Origin of the sequence: Lonepinella sp. MS14436 (assembly GCF_042470565.1) — a bacterium.
GTDB lineage: Bacteria > Pseudomonadota > Gammaproteobacteria > Enterobacterales > Pasteurellaceae > Lonepinella.
Map to the genome: position 1 here is coordinate 2,159,609 of NZ_CP170385.1, position 25,289 is coordinate 2,184,897.

At 40.6% G+C, this 25,289-nt stretch carries 19 protein-coding genes, 3 tRNA genes, 4 rRNA genes and 1 riboswitch; of the genes, 6 read left to right on the forward strand and 20 right to left on the reverse strand.

Features of this window, described 5'->3' with window-relative positions:
* Positions 1 to 17: 17 nt before the first annotated feature.
* The 13 genes from nrdD to gmk form a co-directional block, all read right to left on the reverse strand.
* A complete protein-coding gene (gene nrdD, locus O1Q81_RS10435; protein ID WP_386697563.1) occupies positions 18 to 2,144 on the reverse strand; it encodes an anaerobic ribonucleoside-triphosphate reductase in 2,127 nt (708 codons plus the stop codon).
* A 200-nt stretch (positions 2,145 to 2,344) separates the two neighbouring features.
* Positions 2,345 to 2,420, reverse strand: a tRNA-Trp gene (locus O1Q81_RS10440).
* 35 nt (positions 2,421 to 2,455) lie between these two features.
* Positions 2,456 to 2,532, reverse strand: a tRNA-Asp gene (locus O1Q81_RS10445).
* Between the two features lie 11 nt (positions 2,533 to 2,543).
* Positions 2,544 to 2,659: ribosomal RNA gene (rrf, locus tag O1Q81_RS10450) — 5S ribosomal RNA — on the reverse strand.
* A 50-nt stretch (positions 2,660 to 2,709) separates the two neighbouring features.
* Positions 2,710 to 2,825, reverse strand: a 5S ribosomal RNA gene (gene rrf, locus O1Q81_RS10455).
* A 210-nt stretch (positions 2,826 to 3,035) separates the two neighbouring features.
* Positions 3,036 to 6,221, reverse strand: a 23S ribosomal RNA gene (locus tag O1Q81_RS10460).
* A gap of 209 nt (positions 6,222 to 6,430) precedes the next feature.
* Positions 6,431 to 6,506, reverse strand: a tRNA-Glu gene (locus tag O1Q81_RS10465).
* 228 nt (positions 6,507 to 6,734) lie between these two features.
* A 16S ribosomal RNA gene (locus O1Q81_RS10470) occupies positions 6,735 to 8,273 on the reverse strand.
* Together the 16S, 23S and 5S rRNA genes with 3 tRNA genes alongside form the textbook arrangement of a ribosomal RNA operon.
* 336 nt (positions 8,274 to 8,609) lie before the next feature.
* Complete coding sequence (gene murI / locus O1Q81_RS10475) at positions 8,610 to 9,389, reverse strand: glutamate racemase (protein WP_386697565.1); 780 nt, start codon at positions 9,387 to 9,389, stop codon at positions 8,610 to 8,612.
* Positions 9,390 to 9,431: 42 nt separating this feature from the next.
* Positions 9,432 to 11,513, reverse strand: coding sequence for an ATP-dependent DNA helicase RecG (gene recG, locus O1Q81_RS10480; RefSeq protein WP_386697568.1), 2,082 nt, complete (start codon positions 11,511 to 11,513; stop codon positions 9,432 to 9,434).
* Positions 11,514 to 11,515: 2 nt separating this feature from the next.
* Positions 11,516 to 13,393 carry a RelA/SpoT family protein gene (locus O1Q81_RS10485; RefSeq protein ID WP_386697571.1) on the reverse strand — a complete coding sequence of 626 codons (1,878 nt, stop codon included), beginning with the start codon at positions 13,391 to 13,393 and terminating at the stop codon, positions 11,516 to 11,518.
* A gap of 55 nt (positions 13,394 to 13,448) precedes the next feature.
* Positions 13,449 to 13,715, reverse strand: a complete 267-nt coding sequence (gene rpoZ, locus O1Q81_RS10490) for a DNA-directed RNA polymerase subunit omega (RefSeq protein WP_386687738.1) — start codon at positions 13,713 to 13,715, stop codon at positions 13,449 to 13,451.
* 64 nt (positions 13,716 to 13,779) lie between these two features.
* The gene (gene gmk, locus O1Q81_RS10495) at positions 13,780 to 14,406 is read right to left on the reverse strand and encodes a guanylate kinase (protein ID WP_386687740.1); all 627 of its coding nucleotides are present in this window, start codon (positions 14,404 to 14,406) and stop codon (positions 13,780 to 13,782) included.
* A gap of 269 nt (positions 14,407 to 14,675) precedes the next feature.
* On the opposite strand from gmk, the gene gap reads away from it, so the two are divergent.
* Positions 14,676 to 15,695: a type I glyceraldehyde-3-phosphate dehydrogenase gene (gene gap, locus O1Q81_RS10500; protein ID WP_386687742.1), complete on the forward strand. Its 1,020-nt coding sequence runs from the start codon at positions 14,676 to 14,678 to the stop codon at positions 15,693 to 15,695.
* A 366-nt stretch (positions 15,696 to 16,061) separates the two neighbouring features.
* Positions 16,062 to 16,853 carry a transferrin-binding protein-like solute binding protein gene (locus tag O1Q81_RS10505; RefSeq protein WP_386694926.1) on the forward strand — a complete coding sequence of 264 codons (792 nt, stop codon included), beginning with the start codon at positions 16,062 to 16,064 and terminating at the stop codon, positions 16,851 to 16,853.
* A 458-nt stretch (positions 16,854 to 17,311) separates the two neighbouring features.
* Here the strand turns inward: O1Q81_RS10505 and O1Q81_RS10510 are convergent, their stop codons facing one another.
* Complete coding sequence (locus tag O1Q81_RS10510) at positions 17,312 to 17,632, reverse strand: pentapeptide repeat-containing protein (RefSeq protein ID WP_386697574.1); 321 nt, start codon at positions 17,630 to 17,632, stop codon at positions 17,312 to 17,314.
* Positions 17,633 to 17,905: 273 nt separating this feature from the next.
* On the opposite strand from O1Q81_RS10510, the gene O1Q81_RS10515 reads away from it, so the two are divergent.
* Positions 17,906 to 18,313 carry a transferrin-binding protein-like solute binding protein gene (locus tag O1Q81_RS10515; protein WP_386690295.1) on the forward strand — a complete coding sequence of 136 codons (408 nt, stop codon included), beginning with the start codon at positions 17,906 to 17,908 and terminating at the stop codon, positions 18,311 to 18,313.
* A 121-nt stretch (positions 18,314 to 18,434) separates the two neighbouring features.
* Here the strand turns inward: O1Q81_RS10515 and O1Q81_RS10520 are convergent, their stop codons facing one another.
* Positions 18,435 to 18,716 (reverse strand): hypothetical protein, encoded by a 282-nt coding sequence (locus O1Q81_RS10520; protein ID WP_386697577.1) that lies wholly within the window; start codon positions 18,714 to 18,716, stop codon positions 18,435 to 18,437.
* Positions 18,717 to 18,848: 132 nt separating this feature from the next.
* A complete protein-coding gene (locus O1Q81_RS10525) occupies positions 18,849 to 19,754 on the reverse strand; it encodes an Rpn family recombination-promoting nuclease/putative transposase (RefSeq protein WP_386697580.1) in 906 nt (301 codons plus the stop codon).
* A 384-nt stretch (positions 19,755 to 20,138) separates the two neighbouring features.
* A riboswitch (PreQ1 riboswitch) is annotated at positions 20,139 to 20,183 on the forward strand.
* Positions 20,184 to 20,186: 3 nt separating this feature from the next.
* On the opposite strand from O1Q81_RS10525, the gene queC reads away from it, so the two are divergent.
* Genes queC through O1Q81_RS10540 form a run of 3 tightly spaced genes read left to right on the forward strand, consistent with a single transcriptional unit; the run spans position 20,187 to position 21,977 of the window.
* Positions 20,187 to 20,927 carry a 7-cyano-7-deazaguanine synthase QueC gene (queC, locus tag O1Q81_RS10530; RefSeq protein ID WP_386697584.1) on the forward strand — a complete coding sequence of 247 codons (741 nt, stop codon included), beginning with the start codon at positions 20,187 to 20,189 and terminating at the stop codon, positions 20,925 to 20,927.
* Positions 20,920 to 21,339, forward strand: coding sequence for a 6-carboxytetrahydropterin synthase QueD (gene queD, locus O1Q81_RS10535; RefSeq protein ID WP_386692392.1), 420 nt, complete (start codon positions 20,920 to 20,922; stop codon positions 21,337 to 21,339). Before queC ends, queD begins: the two co-directional genes overlap by 8 nt.
* Positions 21,339 to 21,977 carry a 7-carboxy-7-deazaguanine synthase QueE gene (locus O1Q81_RS10540; protein ID WP_386698656.1) on the forward strand — a complete coding sequence of 213 codons (639 nt, stop codon included), beginning with the start codon at positions 21,339 to 21,341 and terminating at the stop codon, positions 21,975 to 21,977. Before queD ends, O1Q81_RS10540 begins: the two co-directional genes overlap by 1 nt.
* Before the next feature lie 41 nt (positions 21,978 to 22,018).
* Here O1Q81_RS10540 and pfkA read toward each other — a convergent pair whose 3' ends face one another.
* The 4 genes from pfkA to ung form a co-directional block, all read right to left on the reverse strand.
* Complete coding sequence (gene pfkA, locus O1Q81_RS10545; RefSeq protein WP_386687755.1) at positions 22,019 to 22,984, reverse strand: 6-phosphofructokinase; 966 nt, start codon at positions 22,982 to 22,984, stop codon at positions 22,019 to 22,021.
* 117 nt (positions 22,985 to 23,101) lie between these two features.
* On the reverse strand, positions 23,102 to 23,722 hold the full coding sequence (locus O1Q81_RS10550; RefSeq protein ID WP_386687758.1) for a 6-phosphofructokinase: 621 nt from the start codon (positions 23,720 to 23,722) through the stop codon (positions 23,102 to 23,104).
* A 4-nt stretch (positions 23,723 to 23,726) separates the two neighbouring features.
* Positions 23,727 to 24,503, reverse strand: coding sequence for a peroxide stress protein YaaA (gene yaaA, locus O1Q81_RS10555; protein WP_386697587.1), 777 nt, complete (start codon positions 24,501 to 24,503; stop codon positions 23,727 to 23,729).
* Positions 24,504 to 24,511: 8 nt separating this feature from the next.
* On the reverse strand, positions 24,512 to 25,180 hold the full coding sequence (ung, locus tag O1Q81_RS10560) for a uracil-DNA glycosylase (RefSeq protein WP_386697590.1): 669 nt from the start codon (positions 25,178 to 25,180) through the stop codon (positions 24,512 to 24,514).
* Positions 25,181 to 25,289: the final 109 nt, after the last annotated feature.

Genomic DNA, 25,289 nt, shown 5'->3' on the forward strand with positions numbered 1-25,289 from the left:
AATACCGCACTTTGCCTTTACAAATGTTTGACTCGACGTTTCACTTCTTCTTGCTTACCTGGATTAAAAGGTCGAGCATCAGGACTACCTAAATAACCACATACACGGCGAGTCACCGATACGGTGTTGCTATCGTGGTTGCCACATTTCGGACAGGTAAACCCTTTGCTCGTACATTCAAATTCACCTGAATAACCACAGAGATAACATTCGTCAATCGGTGTATTGGTGCCATAATAAGGGACTCGATCATAGCTATAATCCCATACATCTTCTAACGCTTTAAGGTTATGTTGGACGTTGGGATATTCACCATAACAAATAAAACCACCACTGGCTAAAGGCGGATAAGGCATTTCAAAATCCAATTTATCGTATGGATTCACTTTCTTTTCAACATCTAAATGATAGCTATTGGTATAGTATCCTTTGTCAGTCACGCCATCAATCACACCGAACTTTTTCGTATCTAAGCGGCAAAAGCGGTCACAAAGATTTTCACTTGGGGTCGAATAAAGACTAAAGGCATAGCCTGTTTCTTGCGTCCATTGTTTAACCGCTTGATTTAAATACTTCACAATCTCAATCCCTTTTTCACGCAAATCCTGTTTATCAAAAATATGTCCTGCATGATAAAGGGCATTAACCGTTTCATAAATACCAATATATCCCAACGAAATAGAGGCTCGACCGTTTTTGAAAATATCCGCCACATAATCATCTGCTTTTAATCGTACGCCACAAGCACCCTCCATATATAAAATTGGGGCAACTCGAGCTTTGGTTTTTTCAAGCCGAGCAATGCGAGTAAGCAAGGCTTTTTTAGCCATGGCTAAACGCTGATCCAAAATGTGATAAAACTGTTGTTCTGAGCCTTCGGCTTCTAGGGCTATACGAGGTAAGTTTAAGCTAACCACACCTAGATTATTGCGTCCATCATGAATTTCTTGCCCATTTTCTACATATTTACCCAAAAAACTACGGCAACCCATCGGGGCTTTGAATGAGCCAGTGACTTTTACCACTTGATCATAATTTAAAATATCAGGATACATACGTTTTGAGGCACATTCTAATGCCAGCTTTTTAATATCATAATTGGGATCCTGAGTGGCTTGATTCACCCCTTTTTTAATCGTAAACACAAGTTTAGGGAAAACAGGTGTTTTATGATTTTTCCCCAAACCACGAATACGATTACGCAAAATAGATTTTTGAATCAAGCGTTCCTGCCAACTTGTACCTAAACCAAAACCAAATGTCACAAAAGGCGTTTGACCATTCGCTGTATGTAAGGTATTCACTTCGTATTCTAAAGATTGGAAAGCATCAAAACATTCTTTCTCAATTAATGTTTGAGCGTAACCTTGCGGATCGGGGATTTGCCAATCTTGGGCAATCTTGAGCAATTTTTCATAACTAATTTGTACATAGGGAGCAAGGACTTCATCAATACGATTAATGGTTGTTCCGCCATAAATATGGCTTGCCACTTGAGCGATAATTTGTGCCGTAACAGCAGTTGCTGTGCCAATCGATCTTGGTGGCTCAATTTCTGCGTTCCCCATCTTAAAACCATGGGTTAGCATGCCTTTCAAATCCACTAGCATACAGTTAAACATTGGAAAAAAAGGGGAATAATCTAAATCATGATAATGAATTTCGCCTTTTTCATGAGCTTCAACCACATCTTTCGGCAATAAATAGTGTTTCGCATAATGCTTGGCGACAATCCCTGCTAATAAATCTCGTTGTGTCGGGATAACTTTGGCATCTTTGTTCGCATTTTCGTTTAGCACTTCCATATTCGTTTGTTCAATCAATCCCTCAATTTCTTGAGTAAGCAGACTACGTTTTTCACGAGCCAAATCACGATCATGACGATATTCAATGTAAGCTCTTGCTACTTGCGGGTATTCACTCACCATTAATTTATTTTCTACAATATGTTGGATATGGCTAATATCAATGTCTGTTTTATATAAACTAAAAATCTCCTCACAAACTTGCTGACCAATTTTGTGATAATAACGTTCATCTTGGATATTTACCGCTTTTGCCGCTTTTTTAATCGCATTAATAATACGTTGAATTTCAAAGCTAGCATGAGAACCATCTCGCTTTGTTACAGAAAAAGAAACCATACAAAACCCCAATATATTGTGCCAAATAAAAACAAAAACACTATATATAGATAAAGATTGAAATTCAAGGGGGAATATAAAGAAAGATTGATTAAGATCAAAGGGGAGAAATTAACCAATTAATTTAGTTGAAATTATTTAATACAGAAATCTTGGAAATTTTTGACCGCACTTTTACAAATCAATAGAAAATGGAAAAATGGCAGGGGCGGAGAGGCTCGAACTCCCAGCATTCGGTTTTGGAGACCGACGCTCTACCAATTGAACTACGCCCCTGTAAAGAGAAAGCTGATTAAATCAGCGAAATAAGTTGGCGGAATGGACGGGACTCGAACCCGCGACCCCCTGCGTGACAGGCAGGTATTCTAACCAGCTGAACTACCACTCCGCAAATAGGGTGATTGGCAGTGACCTACTCTCACATTGGGAAACCCAACACTACCATCGGCGTTACAGCATTTCACTTCTGAGTTCGGCAAGGGATCAGGTGGAGCTACTGCACTATTGCTGCCAAAAATTCTTATTTAGTTAGTTTACTCAATATGAATAAACTAAGTAAATAAACACCTGATGGCGACCTACTCTCACATTGGGATTCCCAACACTACCATCGGCATCACAGCATTTCACTTCTGAGTTCGGCATGGAGTCAGGTGGCGCTACTGCATTATGACCATCAGGAAATCAGGGGTCAGATGACAGGTTTCAGACGGCTGTACCGTGTGTTATCCTGTATCCTACTTAATTCTTTCCTTTTTGTATTTTGTTCTTTAAATTTGAAACAAGCTGTCTTTGAGTTTTTCTTTTTTGTCTGTTCGTTAGTTTCACGCTCTTCAACTGTCTTTTGTCTTCTGACATCCGTCATCTGAATCAAAAACACTTGAGCGTTGTATAGTTAAGCCTCTCGGGCAATTAGTACTGGTTAGCTCAATGACTCACATCACTTACACATCCAGCCTATCTACGTCTTCGTCTTAAACAACCCTTACACTCTTTAAGAGTGGGATGACTCATCTTATGGCAAGTTTCGTGCTTAGATGCTTTCAGCACTTATCTCTTCCGCATGTAGCTACCCGGCAATGCTTCTGGCGAAACAACCGGAACACCAGGGATGCGTCCACTCCGGTCCTCTCGTACTAGGAGCAGCCCCATTCAATCATCCAACGCCCACGGCAGATAGGGACCGAACTGTCTCACGACGTTCTAAACCCAGCTCGCGTACCACTTTAAATGGCGAACAGCCATACCCTTGGGACCTACTTCAGCCCCAGGATGTGATGAGCCGACATCGAGGTGCCAAACACCGCCGTCGATATGAACTCTTGGGCGGTATCAGCCTGTTATCCCCGGAGTACCTTTTATCCGTTGAGCGATGGCCCTTCCATTCAGAACCACCGGATCACTATGACCTACTTTCGTACCTGCTCGACTTGTCCGTCTCGCAGTTAAGCTTGCTTTTACCATTGCACTAACCTGACGATGTCCGACCGTCATTAGCAAACCTTCGTGCTCCTCCGTTACTCTTTGGGAGGAGACCGCCCCAGTCAAACTACCCACCAGACACTGTCCGAATACCCGTTCCAGATATTTCGTTAGAACATCAAACGTTAAAGGGTGGTATTTCAAGGACGACTCCATAACAACTGGCGTTGCTACTTCTTAGTCTCCCACCTATCCTACACATCAAAATTCAAGGTTCAGTGTCAAGCTATAGTAAAGGTTCACGGGGTCTTTCCGTCTAGCCGCGGGTACACCGCATCTTCACGGCGATTTCAATTTCACTGAGTCTCGGGTGGAGACAGCCTGGCCATCATTATGCCATTCGTGCAGGTCGGAACTTACCCGACAAGGAATTTCGCTACCTTAGGACCGTTATAGTTACGGCCGCCGTTTACTGGGGCTTCGATCAGGTGCTTCCCCCTCACCTAGATTGTCTCAAAACTCTCTCTAATCCGTTGTTTTAAGCTTGTATATGCTTTTCCACTTCGTTTTAGGTTCGCTTCTCGTTGTCTTGCACTTTGTTCTGTTAAATACGCCTCATAATAAACTAATTTTAAATCTTTATACTTTTTCGTACTCTGATTTAATCCGTTGATATGTTGTTCATATCTTCGTTTTAAATCACTTGTTGAACCAAGATAAAACTCATCATAATCTTTACTATAAAGCATATAAACATAAAACATTGTTTTTCTCCAAGACAATCTAGGTGAGGGGTAACACCATCAATTAACCTTCCAGCACCGGGCAGGCATCACACCCTATACCTCCACTTTCGTGTTTGCAGAGTGCTGTGTTTTTAATAAACAGTTGCAGCCAGCTGGTATCTTCGACTTACTTCACCTTCATGCGTAAAGCACTACAATTACGGTAAGCGCACCTTCTCCCTAAGTTACGGTGCTATTTTGCCTAGTTCCTTCACCCGAGTTCTCTCAAGCGCCTGAGTATTCTCTACCTGACCACCTGTGTCGGTTTTCAGTACGGTTTAGTAAAGTCTTTCGCTTAGTGGCTTTTCCTGGAAGTGTGGTATCAACAACTTCGCTCCCTTAGGAGCTCGTCATCACGCCTTAGTGTTGAATGGGGATTCGGATTTGCCTAAATCCCCCACCTACACGCTTAAACAGCCATCCAACAGGCTGCTTGCCTAACCTTCTCCGTCCCCACGTCGCAACTTTACCAAGTACGGGAATATTAACCCGTTTCCCATCGACTACGCTTTTCAGCCTCGCCTTAGGGGCCGACTCACCCTGCCCCGATTAACGTTGGACAGGAACCCTTGGTCTTCCGGCGAACGAGTTTTTCACTCGTTTTATCGTTACTTATGTCAGCATTCGCACTTGTGATACGTCCAGCAAACTTCTCAATTCACCTTCTTCCGCTTACACAACGCTCCCCTACCCAACAAGATTACTCTTGATGCCGCAGCTTCGGTGACTAGTTTTAGCCCCGTTACATCTTCCGCGCAGGCCGACTCGACTAGTGAGCTATTACGCTTTCTTTAAATGATGGCTGCTTCTAAGCCAACATCCTAGCTGTCTAAGCCTTCCCACTTCGTTTCCCACTTAACTAGTACTTTGGGACCTTAGCTGGCGGTCTGGGTTGTTTCCCTCTTCACGATGGACGTTAGCACCCACCGTGTGTCTCCTGAGTATCACTCTTCGGTATTCGCAGTTTGCATCGGGTTGGTAATCCGGGATGGACCCCTAGCCGAAACAGTGCTCTACCCCCGAAGGTGTTCGCTCAAGGCTCTACCTAAATAGATTTCGGGGAGAACCAGCTATCTCCCGGTTTGATTGGCCTTTCACCCCCAGCCACAAGTCATCCGCTAATTTTTCAACATTAGTCGGTTCGGTCCTCCAGTTAGTGTTACCCAACCTTCAACCTGCCCATGGCTAGATCACCGGGTTTCGGGTCTATACCTTGCAACTTGCCGCCCAGTTAAGACTCGGTTTCCCTTCGGCTCCCCTATTCGGTTAACCTCGCTACAAAATATAAGTCGCTGACCCATTATACAAAAGGTACGCAGTCACCTTACGGCTCCCACTGCTTGTACGTACACGGTTTCAGGTTCTATTTCACTCCCCTCGCTGGGGTTCTTTTCGCCTTTCCTTCACAGTACTGGTTCACTATCGGTCAATCAGGAGTATTTAGCCTTAGAGGATGGTCCCCCTATCTTCAGACAGAATTTCTCGTGTTCCGCCCTACTTCTTGTTAGCTTAGTACCACAATATAACTTTCAGATACGGGACTATCACCCTGTGTCGTTGAACTTCCCAGTTCATTCTCTTCGTTTTATCGCTATCACTAACGGCTCCTCCGCTTTCGCTCGCCGCTACTCACAGAATCTCGGTTGATTTCTTTTCCTCGGGGTACTTAGATGTTTCAGTTCTCCCGGTTTGCCTCGTTATTCTATGTATTCAAATAACGATAGTAGATTCTTCATCTACTGGGTTTCCCCATTCGGATATCTTGGATTAAACGCTTCTTATCAACTCATCCAAGCTTTTCGCAGATTAGCACGTCCTTCTTCGCCTCTGATTGCCTAGGCATCCACCGTGTACGCTTAGTCACTTAACTATACAACCTCAAATGTTTTTTTAAGAACACTTGATATTGCGTTTCAACTAAACACTTGACTGCTTTTGTTCAGTCAAGATTTTTTTTCTTCTACTCAGACTTTCTTTCGAAAATCTCTCAGTTTTCAGCTTGTTTCCAATTTTTTAAAGAACAATAAGAAAATAATATAGATAATCCATTTCTTGTTTATCTACCGAATCATCTTTAATTGGCGTCCCCACGGGGATTCGAACCCCGGTTACCGCCGTGAAAGGGCGATGTCCTAGGCCTCTAGACGATGGGGACAACAGGTAAAGATAATTTGTTGTCTTCGCACTTCTTTTTCGTTTCATTCGTTTCGCTTGCTCGACCTAGTAAGCAATAGCTTAAAGTGCGGTCTTTTTTTTCTTTCTTTTCTACTTTTTATCAAACAATCTGTGTGAACACTTGCTGTCGCTTCGTTTCTTTGAGTAACAATATCACAGTGACCTGACATTTCTGTCTTCTGTCTTCTGTCATCTGCCCTCTGATTACTAAGGAGGTGATCCAACCGCAGGTTCCCCTACGGTTACCTTGTTACGACTTCACCCCAGTCATGAATCATACCGTGGTAAACGCCCCCCTTCCGGTTAAGCTATCTACTTCTGGTACAACCCACTCCCATGGTGTGACGGGCGGTGTGTACAAGGCCCGGGAACGTATTCACCGCAACATTCTGATTTGCGATTACTAGCGATTCCGACTTCATGGAGTCGAGTTGCAGACTCCAATCCGGACTACGATGCACTTTCTGAGATTCGCTCCCCCTCGCAGGTTTGCCGCCCTCTGTATGCACCATTGTAGCACGTGTGTAGCCCTACTCGTAAGGGCCATGATGACTTGACGTCATCCCCACCTTCCTCCAGTTTATCACTGGCAGTCTCCTTTGAGTTCCCATCACTACATGCTGGCAACAAAGGATAAGGGTTGCGCTCGTTGCGGGACTTAACCCAACATTTCACAACACGAGCTGACGACAGCCATGCAGCACCTGTCTCATAGCTCCCGAAGGCACAAACTTATCTCTAAGTTCTTCTATGGATGTCAAGAGTAGGTAAGGTTCTTCGCGTTGCATCGAATTAAACCACATGCTCCACCGCTTGTGCGGGCCCCCGTCAATTCATTTGAGTTTTAACCTTGCGGCCGTACTCCCCAGGCGGTCGATTTATCACGTTTGCTACGGGCACCAGAGTTAAACCCCAATCCCCAAATCGACATCGTTTACAGCGTGGACTACCAGGGTATCTAATCCTGTTTGCTCCCCACGCTTTCGCACATGAGCGTCAGTATCTTCCCAAGGGGCTGCCTTCGCCTTCGGTATTCCTCCACATCTCTACGCATTTCACCGCTACACGTGGAATTCTACCCCTCCCTAAAGTACTCTAGCTACCCAGTCTGAAATGCAATTCCAAAGTTAAGCTCTGGGATTTCACATCTCACTTAAGTAACCGCCTGCGTGCCCTTTACGCCCAGTTATTCCGATTAACGCTCGCACCCTCCGTATTACCGCGGCTGCTGGCACGGAGTTAGCCGGTGCTTCTTCTGTAGTTAACGTCAATGATTTAGTCTATTAAACTAAATCCCTTCCTCACCACCGAAAGAACTTTACAACCCGAAGGCCTTCTTCATTCACGCGGCATGGCTGCGTCAGGGTTACCCCCATTGCGCAATATTCCCCACTGCTGCCTCCCGTAGGAGTCTGGACCGTGTCTCAGTTCCAGTGTGGCTGGTCATCCTCTCAGACCAGCTAGAGATCGTCGGCTTGGTAGGCCTTTACCCCACCAACTACCTAATCCCACTTGGGCTCATCTTATGGCAACTGGACCTAAGTTCCCAGTCTTTCGTCTCTCGACACTACGCGGTATTAGCTACAGTTTCCCGTAGTTATCCCCCTCCATAAGCCAGATCCCCAAGCATTACTCACCCGTCCGCCACTCGTCAGCAAAGTACAAGTACTTCCTGCTACCGTTCGACTTGCATGTGTTAAGCCTGCCGCCAGCGTTCAATCTGAGCCATGATCAAACTCTTCAATTTAAGTTCGATTGCTCAATAAACTGCTTGCTTCTAAATCTTGCTTTTCATTCTTAAAAGAACAAAAAGTTAATGAATTTCTAAGTTAAGCACCTATTAAGACTTCAAGTTTTATTTAATTTTTTAAAACTAGTCAATCAACAAGTGCCCACACAGATTGTCTGATAAATTGTTAAAGAACAAATTTTCACCGTTTTGCAGCGAAAATAAAACGACACACTGTTTGATTTCAATTTTCACAACAGCGTGTCGTTGTGTGCAGCGTATTATAGAGATCTGGAAATCCTTTGCAAGTGTTTTTTGTAAAAAAATCTAAAATTCTGCTTGAATGATGATATTTTAAACTTCAAGCTGTATAAGATGACTAAACCCCCAATCTTTTAATACTTTTTGTTTGTCTAAAAAATCATTTGGTCGTTGGGTACAAAATGCTAAATTTTCATTTTTTCTATCATCTACATCAGGCAATAAACTCGCTACTCGATTGGCAATGCCTTCCGCAGGATCGACAAAAAATTTTACTTGAGGCAATAATTGCTGTAATTCCTCTTTCAGTAGTGGGAAATGCGTACAGCCTAAAATCACAGTATCAAGTGCGGTGATTTTTTGCCATGTTTTGATCTCATTGGTTAATTGTTCCCAATCCACCTTGCCCGTTTGCTGTTTTTGTTCGGCGATTTCTACTAAAGCTGTAGATCCAATTTTCTCTACCACACAATTCGGAGCGTATTTTTCAATTAAATCCGTCACATAATCCCGTTCTACCGTGCCTTTGGTCGCCAATAAGCCGATCACTTTGCTTTGTGACAATTTCGCCGCAGGCTTTATGGCTGGCACGGTTCCCACCACGGGAAAGGCGAATTTCGCTCGCAAGGCAGGTAATACCACGGTACTGGCTGTATTGCATGCCACCACCACTATATCAATGTGAAATTGTGTCGCCAACGTCCCGATAATTTTTTCCGCTCGTTCAATCAGTAAGGCGGTGGATTTTTCCGAATAGGGAAAAAAGGCGTTGTCTAGGCAGTATAAATAGCGAGCGTTGGGAAAACGCTCACGCACGGCATCGTAGATGGTTAAGCCACCCATTCCAGAGTCATATAAAAGTATAGTTGTCATAAAATCTTCTCAAAAAGCACCGCACTTTAGGATCTGCTTCCCCTAGGCGTTACTATATATCTCTTTATTATTTAACCAGCGTTTAATCAACGCCTCTGCCACATCGGGGTATTTTACAATCAGTTGTTTCGCATAATGTTGTACTGTCGGGATCATTTTTCGATCTCGCATTAAATTGGCGACTTTAAATTCCGCCACACCTGTTTGTTTGGTTCCTAACACTTCCCCAGGACCCCGAATTTCCAAATCCCGCTCGGAAATTACGAAGCCGTCTTGACTATCTCGCAACACTTGCAGACGTTTTTGTGAAATTTTGCCGAGTGGCGGTTTATACATTAGCACGCAAAAAGATACCGTGCTACCACGCCCTACCCGTCCACGTAATTGGTGCAACTGCGATAAGCCCAAGCGTTCGGCATTTTCAATAATCATGAGGCTCGCATTAGGGACATCTACCCCCACTTCAATCACCGTAGTTGCCACCAACAAATCCAGCTCGGCATCTTTGAAAGATTGCATAATCGCTTGTTTTTCCGCCGGTTTTAGCCGTCCGTGAACTAAGCCAATGCGTAATTGTGGCAACGCCTTACGCAAATCTTCCGCAATGGCTTCGGCAGCTTGAGCTTCTAATACTTCGCTTTCATCAATCAGGGTACAGACCCAATAGGCTTGGCGTTTTTCTACCGTACAGGCATTATGCACCCGAGCCACGATTTCCGCTCGGCGTTCTTCGGACATCACCACCGTAGTAATTGGCGTTCGCCCTGGGGGCAATTCGTCAATAATGGACGTATCAAGATCCGCATACACGGTCATTGCCAGCGTTCTCGGAATCGGGGTCGCCGTCATAATTAATTGGTGCGGATAAAAGCCTGCTTTTTCGCCTTTTTCTCGCAACATTAAGCGTTGATGTACGCCGAAACGGTGTTGCTCATCAATAATTACTAAAGCTAAATTGGCAAATTCCACCTCTTGTTGAAATAAAGCGTGAGTGCCGACCACCATTTGAACCGCTCCAGTTTGGATTTTTTCCAATTCAGCGGTGCGAGCTTTGCCTTTCACTTTGCCTGCTAACCAACCCACTTCAATCCCCAACGGCTCAAACCAACGGCGGAAATTTTGGGCGTGTTGCTCGGCTAAAATTTCGGTAGGTGCCATTAAGGCGACCTGTTTGCCGTTATCAATAGCAACCAAGGCAGCAAGGGCTGCCACCAGTGTTTTGCCCGATCCTACATCCCCTTGGACTAATCGCATCATGGGGTGTTCCAACGCCAAATCTTGCTCAATATCTACCATCACTCGGTTTTGTGCATCGGTCGGTTTAAACGGTAATTGAGCCAGAAAACGCTGTTTTAGCTCCGTTTGATAATGCAACGGCAAAGCATAATGCTGTTGTGTGCCTAAGCGGACTTTTTGCATTGCCAAATTATGTGCCAATAATTCTTCAAAAATTAACCGCACTTGAGCAGGGTGTTGTCCTTTTTCGAGTATTTCTAGCGAAATATCGGGCGGTGGACGATGTAAAAAGCGAATGGCATCTTTTAAGCTAAAAGGATTTGGATTAAATTCATTAGGCAAAATCTCAACAATTTGAATCTTGTCTAATAATTCAATAGCTTGATCAGTGAGTTTGCGTAGGGAATTTTGTTTTAAGCCTTCCGTGGTGGCATAAATGGGCGTGAGCGTTTCATCTAATTGCAAAGGCTGATTATCCCGAATAATTTGGTATTCGGGGTGATGAATTTCCGCCATAAAACGACCACGTTTCACTTCACCAAAGGCTTTCACTCGCACACCGATTTGGAAACTGTTTTTCATTCCTGCGTTAAAATTAAAGAAACGCAGCATGATTTTAGATGTGCCATCAGACAGGCTCACGGTTAAAATCGGACGGCGACCGAATTGGACTTCGCAGGTTTGCACCACGGCTTCAATGGTGGCGTATTGTTCAGGACGAAGATCGGCAATGGGTGTGATATGAGTACGATCTTCATATCGAACGGGTAAATGAAATAAAAGATCTTGTAAATTATTGATCCCGAGACGACTTAATTTAGCCGAAACTGCCGTTCCAACGCCTGATAACGTGGTGAGTGGAATAGCATCAAGCAGTTGTAGGCTCATAACTAAGATAACACATTGATATTACGTTCAACGCGAACCACGCCAGTAATATGTTGAAGTTTACGGATAATTTTAGCTAAATGTTTAGTATTTTGTGTCGTTATCACTAATACTGCAAAACTACTCTGACCATCTTCTTCCGTCCAAATACTATGTACCTGACTTCGCATTAATACTAACGCCGTCATGATAAAGCCTAAGGCTTGTTGCTCTTTCATTTCAATGCGTAATTCCACTTCGAAATTCTGGTCTGTAATATGATCAGCCCAATCTACCACTGAGAAATGCCCTTGATGACAGGCTAAGGTCGCACAATTTTTATGATGAATAACCAATCTATTGTGTTCATCTTCATAGGCGCAAATTGGATCACCTAAAATCGGGTGACAACAATTTGCCAAAATACGTAGTTTAGCGGAATGAACAGAAACTGCGGTCTGTTCTTCAAGATTTTTTAACTCTTGACGAATTTTAGATTTCGCTCTGCCAGTTACCACAGAATGTAACCAATTTTCTTGTGGTCTAGCATTATCCGCAGTAAGAATATCCACCGTTTGCCCTGAGGATAACGGTTGGTAAAGCGGATAATCTTCCCGATCAACTTGAGCACCAACACATTTATTACCTACATCTGTATGCACTGCATAAGCAAAATCTACCGCCGTTGCACCTTGTGGCAATTCTATAATTCGCCCTTTTGGCGTAAATACATAAATTTCGTGGGAGAATAAATCCGACTTCACACTTTCAATAAATTCAAAAGAATTCCCCGCACTTTGCTGTAATTCTATGAGGCTTTGTAACCAGCGTTGAGCCTTAATTTGTGCGGTGGTACTATCATTCTTACCATCGGCTTTATACACCCAATGAGCGGTAATCCCCATTTCTGCCATATTATCCATTTCTTCCGTACGAATTTGGATCTCCACTGATACACCTTTTGGTCCAATCGTAGAAGTGTGTAAGGCTTGATAGCCATTTGCTTTAGGTACAGCAATATAATCTTTAAATTGCCCCGCTCTTGGTTTATACACGCTATGTACAATACCCAAAGTACGATAACATTCATCTACCGTATTAACCACAATACGAAAATCATAAATATCTAAAATATAACGAAATTCTTGATCTCGTTGTTTCATGTTTTGATAAATATAAAACAACGGTTTTTCCCGTCCAAATACTCGAGCCATAATTGGCACGTTTTGCAAACGATCTTGTAATTCATCTAAAATTGGCTGAATGAGTTCTTGACGCTTACCTCGAGCAATCTGAATCACTTTTTGTAATACGGCATAACGCTGAGGGTGCATAGCTCGGAAACACAAATCTTCTAGCTCATTTTTGAGGTGTTCAATACCTAGGCGATGAGCCAAAGGACTATAAATTTCTAAGGTTTCTTTAGCAATACGACGACGTTTATCGGGGCGTAACGCACCTAAAGTACGCATATTATGGGTTCGGTCGGCAAGTTTGATTAACACCACACGAATATCTTTCGTCATGGCTAAAATCATTTTACGGAAACTTTCCGCTTGGGCTTCTTGACGAGTACGAAATTTGAGCTTATCTAATTTTGATACGCCGTCCACAATTTCTGCCACACTTTTCCCAAAGGCAGCTGTCAGTTGTTCTTCCGTATAGGGGGTATCTTCAATGACATCATGCAATAATGCCGCCATCACTGCTTCGTGATCTAGGTGCATTTCAGCGATAATGCAAGCTACAGCAACAGGGTGGGTAATATAAGGCTCACCACTTGAACGAAATTGACCATCATGCCCATCTTTTGCCATCAGGAATGCACTTTTAATTAATTCAATTTGTTCAGCAGGTAAATATTCCTGGATAATCTTTTCTAACGGTTCAAAAAAAATCATATTTACTGACCTCATTTCAAACAGCGAGCCTAAAATAATGACAAATTCACCGCACTTATTCCGTCACGAATGCTGTCGCTTGATGTTCTTTCTCGCTATATGCAAACGCATCATGGCGTTCTTGAGAATTCATAATATCGTTATTAATCAATCCTTTTTCGATCTCTCTTAAAGCAATTACAGTAGGTTTATCATTTTCTTCTGGTACCAAAGGTTCAGATTGATTTAACTGTAATTGTCTTGCACGGCGAGATGCCGTTAAGATTAAATCAAAACGATTGCCAATTTTTTCAACCGCATCTTGTACAGTAACGCGAGCCATATTTTACTCCAATAATAGTTAACATTTTTTCAATCAAAGGAAAAACATAATACTAAACTGCAAGCTATTTTGCTAGTAATTCGTTAATTAAGCGTGGATTTTCCTGTTTTTGATGGTCTAACGTGAGTTTTCCTGCTCGCAAAATACTTTTTAAATCCATTAATGCTTGCTCAAAATTATCGTTTATAATCACATAATCATATTCATCATAATGCGAAATCTCATCCATTGCCTTTGCCATTCGTTGAGCAATCACATCTTTGCTATCTTGCTCACGTCCAATTAAACGACGTTCTAATTCCTCCAAAGATGGGGGTAAAATAAAAATACTTTTTACTGACCGCACTTTTTGCCGAATTTGTCTTGCCCCCTGCCAATCAATATCCAAAAAAACATCAATACCTTGAGCAAGATTTTTTTCAATGGCAGGTAAAGATGTACCGTAATAATTCCCTCCGAAAACTTTGGCGTATTCTAAAAACACCCCCTGTTCAATCAGGCTTTCAAACTCTGACACAGACACAAAATAATAATGCACGCCATCAATTTCCCTCGGTCGGGGTTGACGTGTCGTATGAGAAACCGACACCATCATTTTTTTTTGTTGATCTTGTTCTAGCAACGCTGCAATCAATGATGATTTTCCCGCTCCACTCGGTGCCGATAAAATATATAAATTACCTTGAGCCATCCTTTTCCCCTTAATGATTAAATTGTTTTTCTTATTATGCCGTTAGGCGATCTAAAAATCATTATAAATTATAAAGTGCGGTAAAAATTTTCAATAATAATTTAACCCAAAAATTTGATCGAGATCACAAAAAGTTTATACGATCCTTGCTCGTCTTATTTCGTTATTAATAAAAAATGTGCTATAATCAAAAACGGACAGCTAGTTAACTTCTCGGAAGTAATGAACTGTACAACTTTTGTTTAACTTTAAATATAGGTGAAAATCTTATGGCAATTAAAATTGGTATTAACGGCTTCGGTCGTATCGGTCGTATCGTATTCCGTGCAGCACAACAACGTTCAGACATTGAAGTTGTAGGTATCAACGACTTAATCGACGTTGATTACATGGCTTACATGTTAAAATACGATTCAACTCACGGTCGTTTCAACGGTACTGTTGAAGTACGTGATGGCAAATTAGTGGTAAACGGCAAAGAAATCCGTGTTACTTCTGAGCGTGACCCTGCAAACCTAAACTGGGGTGCCATCGGTGTTGATATCGCTGTTGAAGCAACGGGTTTATTCTTAACTGATGAAACTGCACGTAAACACATTACTGCAGGTGCAAAAAAAGTCGTTTTAACTGGTCCATCTAAAGACAACACACCAATGTTCGTAAATGGTGTAAACTTCAACGATTATAAAGGTCAAGATATTGTATCTAACGCTTCTTGTACCACAAACTGTTTAGCACCATTAGCTCGTGTTATCCACGAAACTTTCGGTATCAAAGACGGTTTAATGACCACTGTTCACGCAACCACAGCAACGCAAAAAACTGTTGATGGTCCATCTGCCAAAGACTGGCGTGGTGGTCGTGGTGCTTCTCAAAACATCATTCCATCTTCAACTGGTGCAGCTAAAGCAGTTGGTAAAGTATTACCAGCATTAAACGGCAAATTAACTGGTATGGCGTTCCGTGTTCCTACTACCAACGTTTCTGTCGTTGATTTAACAGTAAACTTAGAAAAACCAGCAAGCTATGATGAAATCAAAAAAGCCATCAAAGATGCCTCTGAAGGTAAAACTTTCAACGGCGAATTAAAAGGCGTTTTAGGTTACACTGAAGATGCGGTAGTTTCTACAGACTTCAACGGTGCTGTTGAAACTTCTGTATTCGATGCAGACGCAGGTATCGCATTAACTGATACATTCGTTAAATTAGTATCTTGGTACGACAACGAAACTGGCTACTCAAACAAAGTATTAGACTTAGTGGCTCACGTTTATAATTACAAAGGCTAATTGACCAATCAGCGTTAAGGGTGTATATAAGCCCTACCATAATAACTAACCGAACCATATTCAAAGGGTTCGGTTTTTTTATTTGTACCTTACTGTCCTAAAATAAAGCAAGAGCTTACAAAAAGATCCTCTCACACGACATTCAATAATACTTTACAAACCCTAACAAATCACTTATTATCTTAATAAGAATCATTTTCATTTTTAAAATGATTCTTTGTGTGGCAAGCAAAGTGGTAGGCAATATTATTGTATCGAGGTTTAACCATGAAGCTATTGAAGTTCAAGCCACTAAGTCATCGTAAGCACGCTAAACAAAGTGCGGTGCTTTTTGATCTATTTTTTAATTATCTAAGGAGTTTTTCCATGCAAATCCCATTCAAACTCACTGCTATTCTTATCGCTTGTAGTTTTGCACTTACTGCTTGTAGCTCATCCAGTTCTGGTAAATCCACTAAAATTGAAGAAAATAGCTTTGGTGTGAAAGTATCAACATCTCCTAAAAAAGCAACTTTTGACAAAATCACCGTTGATGGCGTAGAAATTGATTTAGCCAAAGCAACTGTGAACGCCACACAAGGTAATCCAAGAGCAGTTCACCCTGTATTCAATACTGACTCAGCTCTCGGTCAGGCAGTTGCTCGTTATAATCTCAATGTCAAAGATTCCTCTTTAATTGTATCAACCAATGATGGTAGTGCCAATGCAAACTATGTGAATAAACATAACTTTGAGCATGTTGTAGTTGGTGCTGCCAAAGTCAATGGCGAAGACTACCTCTTTGTTCAAGGTGCGAAAAGTACGGATACGCCAACAACTGGCACAGCTTACTACACAGGTGGTACATTACGCTTTATGGACACCAACAAAGACAACCTATTCCAAGAAACTGGCGTGTTGACGGGTAGAATTGAAACAACCGTTGACTTTGGTAACAAAACCATCACTGGTTTCTTGCGTGATCCAGGTCGAAGTGCAACACAGCAAGACTTCACGGGAACATTGGCTGGCAATAGTTTCACTGCCACTTGGGATGATAAAGACACTGGTAAAGGCTTAGAAGGTAACTTCTACGGTCCAGCCGCAACAGAAATGGCAGGACAATTTGAACGTTCTGATTCATTTGGTGTGTTTATTGCGGAACAAAAAACAGAATAACCTACCATTACTCCCTGCTTTTAAGCCCCAGTTTGCAGTTGTGGACTGGGGTATTTTAATGGTTTATTCCTTATCGCTGTATTAAAAAGGATAATGCCATCAAATAAAAAATCCTCTCAAATGCAATTCAATAACACTTTACAAGTTTTAAAAAGTCACTTATTATCCTTAATAAGAATCATTTTTATTTTAAACGGATTCTTTGTGTGGCAAACAAAGTTTGTAGTGGCACAGTTGTGAGCAATGTTATTACATCAACATTTAACCACGAAGCTATCTAAGTTCAAGCCACTAAGTAAGTTTAAATACAGTGAATGTGAAGCTGTATTTCCCGAACTATTATGTCATTATTATCAAGGAGCTTTTCCATGCAAAGTCCATTCAAACTCAGTGCTATTGTTATCGCTTGTGCCCTCGCACTCTCAGCTTGTGGTTCATCGTCTTCTGGCGGTGATGATTCAAATGTTACCAAAAACCCACCAGAAACCAGTACCCCTGAAGCAAGTACCCCTGAAGAAAGCACCCCTGAAGCTAGTACCCCTGAAACTGGTAACCCTGAAACTGGTAACCCTGAAACTGGTAACCCTGAAACTGGTACCCCTGAAATTGGTAACCCTGAAATTGGTAACCCTGAAATTGGTAACCCTGAAATTGGTAACCCTGAAATTGGTGACCCTGAAGCTGGTACCCCCCTTGAACCTGGTACACCTAAAACTGATACACCTGAAACTAGCGTCCCTGAAACTACTTCCTATGTCGTACCAGCAGGAACTGCTCAAAATAGCTTTAATGTAAAAACTTCTGTGTCTTATGATGCCGCTAATTTTGACAAAATTACCGTTGACGGTGTCGAAATTCCGTTAAGTACAGCAAAAACAAAAATTGCTTCTGGCAATCCGAGCTTTGTGAAAAGCGTGTACTATACTGACAAAGGTGAAAGCAATGGTACAAGATCCAGCTTAAACTTTACGGGTGCAAATGTGATTACGTCTCAACGTACTAGCGATAGCTCTGATGCTTCTTATGAATTTGCCAATGTCGTTGCAGGTGCAGTGGTAGCAGGTGCTAATCAGTATCTGTTTGTTCAAGGTACACCAACTGAATCAACTGCCGTACCAACAACAGGTACTGCAAAATACAACGGTGGTTTCCTACGCTTTGCGAGCAACAATTCCGATAACTTATTCCAAGCTTCTGGTGCGATTACAGGTAACTTTACCGCCGATGTTGACTTCGGTGATAAAACCATTGAAGGTCAAATCCGCAATGGTAATGGTGCACCAACAACTGCTGCTCAACCATTTAAAGGTAATGTATCAAGTAATGGTTTCACAGCTAACTGGACCGATAGCGATACAGGCAGTGGCTTGAAAGGTAATTTCTACGGTTCAACAGCTGAAGAAGTGGGCGGAACATTTGAACGCTCTGATTCCTTTGGGGTATTTGTGGGTAAAAAATAATAATTTTGCCTCACCAAGGCATTTTTTAAATCCATACCCAATCACGCAAGTGGTTGGGTTTTTTGTTTTATAACATAGAAAGCCGTATTTACTCCAAACGTGACAAATCTGAATTCAAAATCTAATTGCATAGCTTTTTGATTTCGTCAATGGACAAACCCACAGATTTAGAAATAATGTCTAGATCTAAACCTAAAGCCAGCATATTTTGGGCATTTTCTTTCAAAGTTTCTAGTCGCCCTTGCTGTAGCCCTCGTTGCAAACCTTGTTGTAAACCTTGTTGTAAACCTTGTTGCAATCCTTGTTGCAATCCTTGTTGCAGTCCTTGCCGAATTCCTCTATTCGTCGCTGAAGTGAGTAAAGAATATTCGTCCCATTTATGTTTTAAACTGACATCGTACATTGCTTTTTCCCTCTTGCTTAAGTTACTGTATTCAGCAATTTGAAATAATTTCTGAAAAATTGGATCATCTAGAAAATTGGGTAACTTGAGCCGTACGATTTACTCCAAACTTGATAAAATTGAATTCAAAACTTAATTACACAGCTTTTTGATTTCTTCAATAGGTAAGCCCACAGATTTAGAAATAATCTCCAGATCTAAACCCAAAGCCAGCATATTTTGGGCATTTTCTTTCAAAGTTTCTAGTCGCCCTTGCTGTAGCCCTCGTTGTAAACCTTGTTGCAATCCTTGTTGCAGTCCTTGCCGAATTCCTCTATTCGTCGCTGAAGTGAGTAAAGAATATTCGTCCCATTTACGTTTTAAACTGACATCGTACATTGCTTTTTCCCTCTTACTTAAGTTGCTGTATTCCGCAATTTGAAATAATTTCTGAAAAATTGGATCATCTAGAAAATTGGGTAACTTGTTGAGTTTTACCATATTTTTCAGTACAAACAACCATTTTTCTAGCACGCTTGTTAATTGTTCACTGGTTTTATTAAAGTTTGGTAATTCTATGTAGATAAATCTCAGTCTATCATAAAAAATTTCCCCTGTCTGCCTGTTGCAAAGGCAAATATCGTGCAAATAATCTTTCGTGTCAGAGAAATGGAAATTATCCATAATTGCAATCACATAGACTTCTGTGATCACATACCCCCACTCGTGCCGTTTTCCTTTTGGTGCTTGGTCACTGATCAGTTTAGAGGCATAATAAATCGTGCGTTCTTTAAATTTATCTTGCTCACTACGTTGCACTTCAATAATAAACTGACTACCATCATCCGTAGTACAAGTTAAATCAAAAATCACCGAACCTAATTTTAACGTATCACCAACATGTTCATTTTTATTGTACACTAAATCGGTGATAACCTTCTTGCCTTTGAAAAGCTCATTTAGAAAAGAAATTAATATATCCTTGTGTAGTTCCATGCCAAAAACATGTTTAAAACCATAATCGGTAGTGAGATCAAGATAGCGTCCATGCTTTTGCATAATAATTCCCCTTTAATCAAATTTAAAAATTAAGGTGTATTATTAACTGCGGTCAAAATATGACAAGATTTTTTAGTTCAATTTTGGAATCAAGATCACAAAGATTTATTTTTTAAAGGGGAAAACTGGGGGCAAAAGAACAATACTAGACCGCCTCACGGGGTTACCATTCGACATTTCTCAAGGAGTTTTAACCAATCTTCTAATAAAATTTCATCAGGGTGAATTAGGGCGACTTCTCTCATAACGAAATTCCGTAATCATCTGATTTTCTCATTTAACCTTTTGCGTTAATAATAATGTTATGCGTTATTAATGACAAGGAATTTATTATACATCAGTACAAATCTCTGCTAAAATGCACCGCACTTTTATATGATGAATAACAACGTGGTTCGCAAACCTCCCACGCAAAAAAACTAAGGAAAAACAATGCAACTCTCAAATCCTAATAATGACCGCAAAGCGGTGGTTATTTTTTCGGGTGGACAAGATTCTACCACTTGCTTAATTCAAGCTATTCAGCAATATGGAAAACAAAATGTCGAAACCATTACTTTCAAATATGGGCAACGCCACGCTATTGAATTAGATAAAGCTCAATGGATTTGCCAAGATCTTGGGATCAAGCAAACGCTAATTGATATGGAAAGCACGCAAATTTTCTCTGCCAATGCAATGATGAGCGATACCCCAATTAAAACGGGCGAAAATGGTGTGCCGAATACCTTGGTCGATGGTCGCAATGCGTTATTTTTGCTGTATGCGGCTATTTATGCCAAAGGGCAAGGCATTACCGATATTATCACGGGTGTCTGTGAAACAGATTTTAGCGGTTATCCAGACTGCCGTGATGTATTTATTAAATCCATGAATGTGACACTAAATTTAGCCATGGACTACAATTTCCGTATCATCACACCATTGATGTATTTAACCAAAGCCCAAACATGGCAGCTTGCTGATGAACTTGGTGCATTAGATTATGTCCAACAACATAGCCACACTTGCTACTTAGGTATTGACGGTGGTTGTGGTGAATGCCCGAGTTGCCAATTACGCAACAAAGGGTTAAATGAATATTTAGCATTAAAAAGTGCGGTGAAAAATGCTGAAGAAATTGAACGTAAAAATTCGGTAATTTCCACACCAATGGGGGATAACAATGTTTAAAGTTTCTAAAGAATTTAGTTTTGATATGGCACATATTTTGGACGGTCATGATGGTAAATGCCAAAATTTGCACGGTCATACCTACAAATTACAAGTAGAAGTGAGTGGTGATTTAGTGGCGGGCGGAGCAAAAAAAGGCATGGTGATTGATTTTACTGATGTCAAAACCGTGGTAAAAAAAGCCATTTTAGATCCCATGGATCATTCTTTTATTTACGACACCACCAGCCAAAGAGAATGTAAAATTGCGAATTTACTCAATGAATTAGATTCAAAGACCTTTGGTATTCCAATGCGTACTACGGCGGAAGAAATGGCTCGTTTTATATTTAATCGATTAAAAAATGAGTTACCTATTTCTGCTATTCGTTTATGGGAAACTCCGACTTCCTTTTGTGAATATCGGGAATAATCGCAGTGCATTTAATTAATGAACCCAAATTTCCCATTGTCGAAATTTTTGAAAGCCTACAAGGGGAAGGGGCAAATACAGGAATGCCAAGTATTTTTTTGCGTTTTGGCAAATGTAATCTGGCTTGCCCTTGGTGCGACACCAATTACAACCAATTTGAGCAATGGAGTTTGAGCCAAATTCTACAAAAAGTGCGGTCTTTTTCTACAAAGAATATTATCATTACTGGCGGAGAACCCACTATTCAGGCAGGTATTTCCTTATTATTGGATCGTTTAAAAGCAGAAGATTATTTTCTTGCAATGGAAACCAACGGACTAAAAGAAATCCCCTCACAAATTGATTATATTGCCACTAGCCCCAAAGCCATGTATGCAAAAAAATATGCCAATCGCTGTATTCCTTTTGCCCATGAAGTACGCATTGTGGTAGATGAAAAAGATGAAAATGTACAAACCTTTTGCCAATTAATTGAAAGTAAAATTCAAGCAGAATATTATTATCTTTCCCCTTGCGAAATTAATGGCAAAATGAATCTACTGGAAACCATTACCCATTTGGGAAAACTGAATCAACGCCCAAATAAACCGAAATGGCAGTTGAGTATTCAGACCCATAAATTAATCGGCATCGCATAAAAAAGGCGTATTTTAAAATACGCCTTAACATGTTGATTAAATTAAACTAATCTATTCGCCACATCTAATAAATCTGCTTTAAACGGACGACGCATATTATCAATCGCATCAATAATATCATGATGAACTAATTTTTCGTTTTTAATGCCAACACAACGTCCTTTTTCACCTTGCATGAGAAGATCTACTGCATAAACCCCCATACGAGAAGCTAAAATACGGTCAAATGCCGATGGTGAACCACCGCGTTGAATATGACCTAACACTGTAGCACGCGTTTCATTCCCAACACGTGCCTCAATATCTTTCGCTAATTGATGTACATCTGTGACTAATTCAGTAATCACGATCAAAGCGTGATTTTTACCTTTTGCAAAACTATCTTCAATGTGCTGAATTAATTCTTCTTTATTAAAGCCTAATTCAGCAGGAATCGCATACTCACAACCACCAGCAATAGCAGCGGATAAAGTTAAATCACTACAATGACGACCCATAATTTCTACAATCGAAATACGATGATGTGAACTTGAGGTATCACGTAAGCGGTCAATGGCAACGACTGCGGTTTCTAACGCAGTTTGATAACCAATAGTATAATCTGTACCTGGAATATCATTATCAATCGTCCCTGGTAAACCGATGCAAGGGAAACCATGTTCTTCGGTTAATAATTTTGCTCCAGTATAAGAACCATCACCACCAATAACCACTAACGCATCAATACCATGCGAGCGTAAAATTTCAGCACATTCTGCACGTACTGCAGGATTTTTAAATTCAGGGAAACGAGCAGAACCTAAGAACGTGCCGCCTTTATTAATAATATCTGATACGCTATGGCGATGTAATTGTTTAATTTTATTTTGATGCAAACCACGGTATCCATCGTAAATACCATAAACTTCTAAACCTTCATCTAATGCTGAGCGAACCACCGCACGAATAGCGGCATTCATACCTGGTGCATCACCACCACTGGTTAACACTGCAATTTTTTTAATCATTTTTATTACCTTTATCTAATATTGAAAATCCGAGAAATTTTTCCGTGCTAAGATTACACTATTCAGCACTATGGCTCTAGTAAAATTTAGCAATTTCTCTATAAATTTTGATCTAGTTTAACCTTTTGTATTCGGCGTGGAAATAACTTTAGGCAAAGTACAATGCCAATTCCATTTTAGCTTATGTAAACGTGCCATTTCTTTATCAATGGCATACTTTTTCAAATAACCGATCAACTTCACTTTTCCCATATTGGCTAATTTGCGAGATTGTGGCACTTTTAGTGAATATTGATATTGCACAAATCCACAGCCTGCTACATCAGAAGCACGAGCTACTTCCAACTGCCAATTATTTTGGTTTGCATTCGGTTCATAAATCACAAAAGCATATAAAGTATCCTTTTCTGTAGTCAAATTAAAGTACTTCACCTCATTGTTTTTATAAACTTTTTCTCTTAATTTAATCCGTTCTTGCAAAGACATATTTTGCACATTACGATCGTGCAATAATTCCACAGCTGTTCTCCAGTTTTTACCACTGCCTTTTTTAGTAAAATAGACATAATGTGCCATTGAACCCAAGTCTTGGGTTGATTTTAACAAATAGCTTTTATTATTATGTTTAATTTGTTTTGGTGCATTTAATTTAACCTGTTGTTCTTGTTCGGTTGATATTGTCTGTGTAACACAACCTGACAGCAATAAAATTGCTAAAAGTGCGGTTATTTTTTTCATTATTTTACTCACCTAAATCCCGTTTAAATACCCATTCATTACTCTGTGAAGCAGTTTCATCAAACCAATATCCGCCTAAATCAAAGTACTTTAATTGCTCCGCTTGAGTCAAACGATGTTGAATCATATAGCGACACATTAAGCCTCGTGCCTTTTTCGCATAAAAGCTAATCACTTTATATTTACCATTTTTTAAATCTAAGAATACTGGCTTAATAATTTCCGCCTTTAATAAATCTGTTTTCACCGATTTAAAATATTCATCCGATGCTAAATTAATCAACACATTATCACCTTGCTGCTCAATCGCTTGCTGCAATGCGTTGGTGATCACATCTCCCCAAAATTGATATAAATCCTTACCTTGTGGATTATGCAATTTTGTACCCATTTCTAAACGATAGGGTTGCATTAAATCTAAAGGACGTAATAAACCATAAAGCCCTGATAACATACGTAAATGTTGTTGAGCAAATTGAATATCATCTTTATTTAAGGTTTCAGCCTCTAATCCCGTATAAACATCACCTTTAAAGGCATAAATGGCTGCTCGAGCATTTTGTTCATTATGTTCGGTCTGCCATTCTGCGAAACGTGCTGCATTTAATCCTGCTAATTTATCACTAATCGACATTAATGAGCCAATTTGTGCGGGACTAAGCTGACGACAAATGTTAATTAATTTTTCACTATATTCCGTTAACTGCGGTTGAGAAAAATCAAGATTTTCTACCGCACTTTCATAATCTAATGTTTTCGCTGGAGAAATTATTGCTAACATATTTTTCCTTAAATATTGTCTAAACGCCAATCTATTTCTTCGATCTGATGTTGGCGTAAGTAATCATTCGTTTTGCTAAAATGACCACAACCGAAAAAGCCACGATAAGCAGATAATGGGGACGGATGCGGTGCCGTTAACACACAGTGTTTTTGCCGATCAATAAATTGCCCTTTTTTCTGTGCATGGCTACCCCATAATAAAAAAACTAAATGCTCACGTTGTTCATTCAATTTGGCAATCACATGGTCGGTAAAGGTTTCCCAACCAAAATTAGCATGCGAATGTGCTTGTCCTTGCTCTACCGTTAACACTGTGTTTAATAATAACACACCTTGAGCTGCCCAAGCTAGCAATGAACCATGATTTGGGATTTGAAAATCTGAATATTCTAGGCTTAATTCTTTATACATATTCACTAACGAGGGTGGCGGAGCAACGGGCGGTTTTACTGAAAAGGCTAAACCATGTGCTTGATTTGGTCCGTGATAAGGATCTTGTCCTAAGATGACTACTTTCACTTGCTCAAATTCAGTTAGTTTAAACGCATTAAATATTTCATTTTGTGGAGGATAAACAATTCGCCCCGCTGCTCTAGCCTGATGAACCTGAGTTAAAATCTGCTGAAAATAAGGTTGTTGTTTTTCTACACCAATAACATCTTTCCACGTTTTCATCATTTTTCCTCTATCAATAAACGTTGCCTTAAGTATAGTAATTTTCTTACTTTTTCACTAGCTTTTATTCTCACAAATCGTTATATTAGCGAACGCCTGTACGCTAAAC